Origin of the sequence: Microcoleus sp. B6-A1 (assembly GCF_036705085.1) — a bacterium.
Taxonomy (GTDB): domain Bacteria; phylum Cyanobacteriota; class Cyanobacteriia; order Cyanobacteriales; family Microcoleaceae; genus Microcoleus.
On the sequence record NZ_JAUBTU010000151.1, the window covers coordinates 1 to 9,196 of the forward strand.

General features: G+C 45.7%; 5 protein-coding genes. All 5 read right to left on the reverse strand.

Translation table 11 applies throughout. From position 1 onward, the window contains the following. On the reverse strand, positions 1–4,155 hold a 4,155-nt coding region (locus QUB11_RS30300), incomplete at its 3' end, for a DUF7948 domain-containing protein (RefSeq protein WP_333392495.1). 407 nt (positions 4,156–4,562) lie between these two features. Next, positions 4,563–5,459: an AraC family transcriptional regulator gene (locus QUB11_RS30305; RefSeq protein ID WP_333392497.1), complete on the reverse strand. Its 897-nt coding sequence runs from the start codon at positions 5,457–5,459 to the stop codon at positions 4,563–4,565. A gap of 414 nt (positions 5,460–5,873) precedes the next feature. After that, the gene (gene petD, locus QUB11_RS30310; protein ID WP_333392499.1) at positions 5,874–6,356 is read right to left on the reverse strand and encodes a cytochrome b6-f complex subunit IV; all 483 of its coding nucleotides are present in this window, start codon (positions 6,354–6,356) and stop codon (positions 5,874–5,876) included. 186 nt (positions 6,357–6,542) lie between these two features. Then, positions 6,543–7,211: a cytochrome b6 gene (gene petB, locus QUB11_RS30315; protein ID WP_172190423.1), complete on the reverse strand. Its 669-nt coding sequence runs from the start codon at positions 7,209–7,211 to the stop codon at positions 6,543–6,545. A gap of 598 nt (positions 7,212–7,809) precedes the next feature. After that, positions 7,810–8,871, reverse strand: a complete 1,062-nt coding sequence (locus QUB11_RS30320) for a calcium-binding protein (RefSeq protein ID WP_333392500.1) — start codon at positions 8,869–8,871, stop codon at positions 7,810–7,812. Positions 8,872–9,196 lie beyond the last annotated feature (325 nt).

Here is a 9,196-nt window from a genome sequence, read left to right on the forward strand (position 1 = left end):
TGTTGGGGTTGGAGGTGTTGGGGTTGGAGGTGTTGGGGTTGGAGGTGTTGGGGTTGGAGGTGTTGGGGTTGGAGGTGTTGGGGTTGGAGGTGGAGGTGTTGGGGTTGGGGTTGGGGCAGTGTCGTTATCAGTAATGGCGACATTAACAGGGGAAATTGTGATGCTGTTATATTTAACATCGGTACTGGTAAAAGTATGCCCGATCGCCCCCGCATGATTTCCTTCCACAGCCGCATCGTCTGTAGCTGTTACTGTGACTGGTTTGGCAACATTCCAGTTGGTAGCGTCGAAGGTAATTGCACCCATCGCATTTATTTGATTTCCCCCATCAAAACTGATAGTAACTGGTGCAGTTGGCTGCGAATTTAACTTGAGTGTATAACTGCCTGTGGCACCGCCTTCTGTAGCAGTTGTGCTCTGTTGTGAAATACTCACACCTGTAGTGTCGTTGTCAGCAATCGTGGCTGTCACAGGAGAAATCGTCAGGTTGTTATAATTAGTATCTGTACTGACAGATGTGTGAGCGATCGTGCCGCTGCGGGCTCCTTGCGCTATGCTGTCATCGATCGCCGTAACAGTGACATTTTGCGCCACATTCCAATTATTCGGGGTGAAAGTGACAGGTGCGATCGCATTAATTTGATTGCCAGTGTCAAAATTTATCGTGACGTTTGCAGTAGGTGCGGTAGTCAGAATTACGCCGTAGCTATCCGTTGCACCGCCTTCAGCAATAGCTGTCCCGCCTCCTGATTGGACAAGAGAAATACCGGGACTATCGTTATCTGTAATCGATGCTGTCACATTGGGAATGACTTTCGCATTATAATTTGCATCGGTACTCGTAGCTGTGTGAGCAATCGTGCCACTGTGGGTTCCTTGTGCTAGATTGTCGTCGATCGCAGTAACAGTGACAGTTTGAGCAACGTTCCAGTTAGTGCTGTCAAAAGTAATAGGTGTGGCGATCGGATTAAGTTGATTGTCAGTATTGAAACTGATAGTAACCGGTGCCTTCGGTTGCGAAGTTAGCTCGATTTTGTAACTGCCATTTGCGCCACCTTCTGTAGCAGTTATGTTCGTAGGTGCAATGCTGAAATCGGCAGTGTCGTTGTCGGTAATGGCGACGCTAACAGCCGGAATTGTGATGCTGTTATAGTTAGTATCGGTACTGGTAGCTGTATGGGCGATCGCACCTGCATGATTTCCTTCAACTGCATTGTCGTCCACAGCAGCCACCGCAACAGTTTGAGCGACATTCCAATTAGTAGCGGTAAAAGTAAGTGCGGTAATTGGTTGAATTTCACTGCCTGTAGCTAAGTTAATCGTAACAGGTGCGATGGGTTGGGTATTTAATTTAACGCTATAAGTTCCAGTTGCACCGCCTTCCGTCGCAGTCGTGTTAGTCGGAGTAATACTAACGCCTGCGGTGTCGTTATCAGTAATGGCGACATTAACAGGGGAAATTGTGATGCTGTTATAGTTAGTATCGGTACTGGTGGCAGTATGGGCGATCGCACCTGCATGATTTCCTTCAACTAAATTGTCGTCAACTGCTTTCACCGCAACAGTTTGAGCGACATTCCAATTAGTAGCGGTAAAAGTAAGTGCGGTAATTGGTTGAATTTCACTGCCTGTAGCCAAGTTAATCGTAACAGGTGCGATCGGTTGAGTATTTAATTTAACGCTATAACTTCCGTTTGCACCGGCTTCCGTCGCAGTCGTGTTAGTCGGAGTAATACTAACGCCTGCGGTGTCATTATCAGTAATATTAGCATTGACGGTATTGCCAGCAGTGCCATTAACTGTAAAACTTGCAGTAGTCCCGTTATAATTAGCATCGGTACTGATAGCAGTGTGAGTAATCGGGCCGCTGTGTGGCGAAGTTTCTGCTACTGCATCATCAACTGCACTGACTGTCACTGTTTGCGGTACAAACCAGTTAGTTGGAGTGAAACTAATGCCAGCAATCGGTTGAATTTGAGTGTCGGTATTAAGTGCGATCGCCACATTTGCAGTAGGCTGATTAGTGAGCACAACTGTATAAGTATCAGTCGTCCCGCTTTCTGCTACATTAGTGCTGCCGCCCGACTCAACAATCTTTACCTGCGGCCCGCCAGGAATTATTTTAGTAATAAAAGCATCAGAAGCACCTCCCCCATTCGCCGCTTGCAAAGGATTCGCAGTAGGCAAATTAGTAGACGTAGTAGATCCCGCCACATAAACTGCACCAGAAGCATCCACCGCAATACCACTACCGTTGTCGTCGCCGCTGCCGCCAAGATAAGTAGAATCAACTAAGGCAGAACCCGACGCATTGATTTTTGTGACAAAAGCATCTTTCCCGCCGCCGCTAACACTTTGAATAGCATTCTTAGTCGGGAAATTAGTCGAAGTCGTATCCCCGGTAACATAAGCATTATTTGCACTGTCAACAATAATGCGATGGCCTTTGTCATCTCCGCTGCCGCCCAAATAAGTTGAATAAATCAAAGAACTACCGTTAGGACTCAGCTTGCTGACAAAAGCATCATTAGCACCACCTGCACTAGCAGCTTGAATTGGACTAGCGGTAAGAAAATTAGTTGAAGTGGTACTTCCTACAACATAGGCACTTCCAGCACTATCTACAGCGATATCAGCACCTTTTTCATCGCCACTACCACCTAAATAGGTGGAATAAGCACGTGCACCATTCGCGTTAAATTTAGCGACAAAGGCATCTGCACCGCCTCCAATTTTACTTTGAAAAGTAGCATTGGGGAATTCACTGCCTCCATAATATTCCGCCGGGAAGTTAGTCGAAGAAGTAATGCCAGTAATGTAGGCATTACCATTATTGTCTATTGCAATGGCTTGAGCGTCTTCGCGACCAGAACCCCCCAAATAAGTAGAATAAACTAAAGCACTACCTGCGGGATTAACTTTAGTAATAAACGCATCAATGTTGCCTCCAATTTGAGGTTGGGAGGCATTGGCAGTGGGGAAACCATCGCCTGTGATCCCGGTAACATAAGCATTACCGTTACTGTCTACCGCAATGCCGTTGCCTAGGGCGCCACTGGTGCTCGTGCCTAAAAAGGTAGAATAAACTAACGCATTGCCGGCTGCATTGAGTTTTGTTACCCCAGCAGTGTAATTAGGTGTTGTCGGTTGAAAAGCACCCGGTGTAATTGGATAACCCGGATCGATTTGTCCGGTTAAATAAGCATTGCCTTGACTGTCTACCGCAATCCCAAAACCGTATTCATTGCCAATACCGCCGATATAAGTAGAGTAAACTAAGGCAGTTCCTTCGGGGTTAATTTTGGTAACTAAGAAATCAGCGTTACCTGCTGGCGTAGTTTGGTACGCACCGGGAGTAGTCGTAAAATTGTTAAAAGTAGTGCCAATAATGTAAGCCGCACCTGTACTATCTACAGTCATGCGGTTGGCGTAGTCATTGCCGTTGCCGCTTATGCCATCGCCGCTGCCGCCTAAGTAAGTCGAGTAAGCTAAAACCGGGTCAATAACTAGGGGTTGAGTGGGGTCAAAATATCCCAAACTAAAATTAACTTGACCGTTTCCTAATAAATTGTAAGCTGCGGGAACATTCACCCGCTGTCCGTTGATATCTTGATAAACTATCGGTGCGTTATCAATTAATTCGCCCAGCGGTGTCTCTAATATCAGTGCTCCATCGTCACGCAAGCGGATGTCGTTAACACCGCTATAGTTCATCTTAATTTGACTCGGATCGGCAAAAGGTGCAACCAAAAACTCGCTTTTAAGTTGTCCTTCAGTGCCTTTGAAAACGCGGTCAATTCCTTGATAGACGTTTTGATAAACAACACCGTTAAAAGTAGGAACGTCTGTGTGCCATTGACTGGAATCTTCGCCTAAAATAAAGTTAGCAACTCCCGGCAATTGTTCCAGCCCTGAAATTGTGGGATTCGGGTTGCTGTTGGCTAAGCTGCTGCGGACAATTGCAGAATTTGTGGCTTGGTTTCCCGGTTCATTAGGTGGCTGGAAAGCGGTAAAGGTGATTTCGTTTGGAGTGAAATAGATACTGTGACCGGCACCTTTGACCTGGAATTTCACATGAGGGTCAGTTTGTCCAGCATTTGCAATAAAACTTAAGGGAATTTGACCGTAAGATGCCTGTTGATTTTGAGAGCTCATAGCTGGTACCCCTGGTTCATGTTATGCGAGTAAGTATATACAAGTACCAGCTCTGCTGTATAGTAAATTCTTGCAAAAAATTTACGAAAAATACAATTTTCTTGCGAAATTTCTCGGATTGTTGATTAAAAATTGTAACACGGGCTACGGACTCGGTTTTTGTAGCTGGTTTTCTGCATTTCCAACCAGATTCTGATCGTGTCGGGTCGATCGACCGCGATTAAAGGCTTAGGAAGGGTTTACAGGCTTTCTCGTTTCTATTAGAGATATTGGTGAACCCGCCCCTACAGGATTAATATCATGTCCGGTCAAATAGATATAATTCCTGTAGGGGCTCCCCTCACCGACAATAATTGCCTAAAACCGACAATCTCATAAACCTGCCCCCACCCAACGACAAATCGCTGTTAAAGTTGAGCGCGATATTTCTTAGGAGTCAAACCGACGATTTTGCAGAAAGTCTTGCTAAAGTGACTTTGGTCGTGAAACCCGACTTGCTCCGAGATATAGGTTATTGATAAATCTTGCCTTTTCAACAACTGTTTGGCTTTTTCAATCCGGCACTTGGTGACGTATTGATGGGGCGTGACTCCAATTGATTGTTTGAACAAACGACTGAAATAATAAGGACTAATCTGCACTAAGTTAGCCAGTTCAGCTATGTGCAAATCTCGGTTTAGGTAGTCATTTATGTAGTTAATAACAATCTGCAATTTGACAGGATCGAGACCGCCTTCAAAATCTCGCCTATGCGGTTTTTGTGCACAATAGCGGTGAAGTATGTGCATTGAAAGCGCGTTTTTCAGTGCATCGACATAAAGAGTACCGTTTAATCCACCTGATTCGAGTTCGGTTTTGAGGGCCCAGCCAATGCCGAGAATCAAAGGATCGCTGATTTTCCAGTGCGGTATAATTTCAATGAGGTTTGAATGGGTCGATTCGCCAACTGTTTTGTCGAAGTCGGTAGGGTCGATCGCGATCGCTATAAATTCAGGATCTTCGACTGCACCTGACTGGAAATCAGTACCAGCACCACCGATGAAAATTTCTCCTCTTTGCCACGGTTCGCTACCGTAGTGTTTCCCGTTGAGTATTCCGTTTACTGTAACTGAATTGAGTATCAGCCCAATGTTGTGTTGTTGGAAACAGTGTTCGGGAGTTTCGTCTGCTGGCTGACGGTGATATTCGACGTGAATTCCCTCCCATTTTGTGCCGTGACTCGACAGGATTGAGGGACTCGGGAGAATCGATTTCATCGCGTCTGGCTGGGCAAAATCAAGAATTAACTGTTTCTCTGAGGACATAGCTTGCACCTGGGGCAGTTGCTGTTATTCTAGAGCTCTGAAGTTCCCGCAGTTATACAAAAGATACCCAGCCTTTGACATATTCTAGCTCTGTTTGTCAAGGTTCCGCAATAAAAATTAATGGAGTTTGACTCTAGGGCGGTGTAGAGTCGATCGAGCATCGGCACTTTTATACCAGCCGTTGCGCCTACAATTAATTACTGATAATTATTAACTTTTAAAGCGATAAATCAAAAATCTAAAATCTAAAATCTAACATCTAACATCCAAAATCACCAATCCAAAATCTAAAATCTAAAATCTAAAATCTAAAATCTAAAATCTAAAATCAATTGACGCCCGCTAAAGTTTCCCACCAGTACAAAAGCACTTTACAGGAAACCCGCAGGCGTCAAAATCAAGCAAACTTAAATCTTAGAAAAGACCCAGTGTGAAAGATTTGTCGATCGGGAAAATAGCACCAATACCCAACCACAGAGTGAACGCAGTTCCCAAGAGGAAAACAGTAGTAGCAACAGGGCGGCGGAACGGATTTTGAAACTTGTTAACGCTCTCGATGAACGGAATCAAAATCAAGCCAACGGGAACACCAGCCATGCAAGCAATACCCAACAATTTGTTAGGCAAAACGCGCAGGAGTTGGAACACAGGCCACAAATACCATTCCGGCAGAATTTCCAGCGGAGTAGCAAAAGGATTAGCAGGTTCGCCAACCAAAGCCGGGTCTAGTACAGCCAAACCCACGCACAAAGAAATCGTTCCCATGATGACTATAGGGAAAACGTAGAGCAAGTCATTAGGCCAAGCTGGTTCGCCGTAATAGTTGTGACCCATGCCCTTAGCGAGCTTAGCGCGGAGCGCGGGATCGCTCAAATCTGGTTTTTTGAGAATAGACATAGTAAGAGTGTTCTCCTTTTAGTTTTACCCGGGCCTGGGATTCCGCTGTATTCGTTAGTCTGAATCATCAGCGGTGCGATCGCAGGAAGTGTTAGCCGTAAATAAATATCATGAGTGATGAATTATGAATTTTCAACTCAAAATTCAGCGGGGGGCAAAAAAAATACCGCCCCCACAACTCAAAACTTACAACGGGCCAGAGATACCTTGCTTGCGAATCATCAAGAAGTGAGCCAGCATGAACACTACAATCAGCCAAGGCAACACAAAAGTGTGCAAGCTGTAGTAGCGAGTCAAAGTGCCTTGACCGACGCTGACACCGCCGCGCAGCAGTTCAACCATCAAAGAGCCGACAAACGGGATAGCTTCGGGGACGCCGGAAACGATTTTAACTGCCCAGTAACCAATTTGATCCCAAGGCAGCGAATAGCCGGTCACGCCGAAAGAAACAGTGATGACTGCCAAGATTACTCCTGTCACCCAGGTTAACTCGCGGGGCTTTTTGAAGCCGCCGGTCAGGTAAACCCGGAAGGTGTGCAAAATCATCATCAGTACCATCATGCTGGCAGACCAGCGGTGGATGGAGCGGATCAGCCAGCCGAAGTTGACTTCATTCATCAGGTATTGCACTGAAGAAAAAGCTTCTGCTACCGTCGGACGGTAATAGAAAGTCATGGCGAAGCCGGTGGCAAACTGGATCAGAAAGCAAACTAAAGTAATTCCGCCCAAGCAGTAGAAAATATTGACGTGGGGGGGTACATACTTTGTAGTGATGTCATCGGCGAGCGCCTGAATTTCCAGGCGTTCCTCAAACCACTGGTAGGTTTTTGAGTCGGTGATTTGTTTAGAAAACATGGAGCCAGAATTCCTAAAAGAATATTGCTGTGGTTGAGGTTCAGGGCAGCAGCCACAAGGTTTTTTGTCGCCCCGCGCCGAGCAGCTTGCTTTTACTAGCAAATGCCTGAGGCTATTTTTTTAATTTGGAGCTGACGAAAGGAACTCTATTGTGCGATCGCCTGCAAGCCCTGGGAAACTAAGCGGTGGCTTGTCCCTACTCGCTGGCGTTGCCCGATCGAATTCCAGACTGTGATAAAAAATGTAACATAATTGCCGTGCAATTTTCACGCGGGCGATCGGTTTTTGGACACTTAAAAGGCTTTTTTCGGAATCTCAACATCCGCCCAAGCTACTATGCGGGTAGGACTGAGCTACAGAAAGCAGTCCGAGCCGGAAACCGGTTTGCCGGGAGAGGCCAAATTTCATCTCGATCGTAAAACTTTACCTTTTGGCCCCAAACGCCCTCATGGTCGATCGAGTAGCCCGAGCCGGTTCGACAGTCCAACCGAATCTTGTTTTGTAGTAAGGACTTCAGTCTTTACTAACAAAATCTGCAGGCTGCAACCTGCGTATTTCCGTAAAAAAAACCGGTGATTGCCCCCATCCGTAAGTCCTATCACAATTGAAAAGAAAGCAAACTTTCCACAAAAACTGGCAGTATTGGCGAGAAAGGAGTGGGACGCGGCGGTATCGGAAAGGGAATTATCGGCAGAGAAGGGAAGGATGGAAAGTCTCGCGATGGCGGTATAAACCCAGTCGAAACGATCGTGCAATCTGATAGACTCACATCTGTAACATTTTTAACGTCGGCGATTAAATCCGATCCGACAAATATCCGAGTTCCCCGTGTCATACCGTCATCATAAGATTCAAATCGGTAAGAGAAGAAGCGAGAACCGTCACCATCTTGTACGAAGCCAACGACTTGGATTTTGTCGCCTTCGACCCGGTTAAAATCCTCAATAACGGCATAGGCATTGTCACCACTATAGAATAGGTAAGGGCGGGCATTTGACGAACCGAGAACAAATAAGTCGGCTCCATTTTGCCCGATCAAATAATCAATTTGTGCTACTGTTGAGGAAAAGCCGTAACCCAATAATGTGTCATTACCCGGCCCGCCAATCAGGGTGTCGTTGCCTTCATTTCCCTCAAGCAAATCGTCTCCTGCATTGCCGTTAAGGTAGTCATTATCTAAGTCACCTCTTAAAGTGTCGTTCCCACTGTCTCCCAACAGGCGATCGTTACCTTTGCCACCAATTAACAAGTCGTTGTTGCTGCCACCAAACAAGCGATCGTCTCCATCTCCTCCGATCGCCGTATCATTGCCTTGACCGCCATTAAGACAGTCATTGCCAGCCCCTCCCAAGATACTATCATTATTGTCTTCTCCTCTGATTAAATCCGCGCCTTCGCCACCCTCAAGAATATCATTCCCGGCACCTCCTTCAATTTTGTCATCGCCTTCGCCACCGCTGAGACTGTCGTTACCAAAGTAGCCCAAAAGGCGATCGCTACCGATTCCACCTGCGAGACTATCATTTCCTACTCCGCCATCTAAAGTGTCATTACCATCCAAACCAGATAGAGTATCATTCCCTCCCAGCCCGCACAGGGAATCATCGCCAATTTCACCGGCTAGCAAATTATCGAGATTGTCCCCGCATATAACTACCATAAATTTGTCCTCCTGAAAACTATTTCACAAGTACAGTCACTCAATTTTAGATTTTAGATTTTAGATTTTAGATTTTTACCCTCCCCGCAATTTCAAATTGTGAATTTTGGATTTTGTAAGGACTTTAGTTCTGATTGACATTTTGTAGTAAGGAATGCAAATCTTGATTGACCCAAATCTGTAATAAAAAACTGAAGTCTTACTAGAAAACGAATTTTAGGGACACAGGATTTGCCTGTGTCCCTAATGTTTTAACCCACATTCCGCACCCCCAACTGGCACATACGCGGATTGAGGAAGTAAAAGTGAATCATCGGAGATAATA

Bases quoted from the DNA above. Each gene is read 5' to 3' on its own strand.
- QUB11_RS30305 (WP_333392497.1), bottom strand. From the start codon at position 5,459: ATGTCCTCAGAGAAACAGTTAATTCTTGATTTTGCCCAGCCAGACGCG.
- petD (WP_333392499.1), bottom strand. From the start codon at position 6,356: ATGTCTATTCTCAAAAAACCAGATTTGAGCGATCCCGCGCTCCGCGCT.
- petB (WP_172190423.1), bottom strand. From the start codon at position 7,211: ATGTTTTCTAAACAAATCACCGACTCAAAAACCTACCAGTGGTTTGAG.
- QUB11_RS30320 (WP_333392500.1), bottom strand. From the start codon at position 8,871: ATGGTAGTTATATGCGGGGACAATCTCGATAATTTGCTAGCCGGTGAA.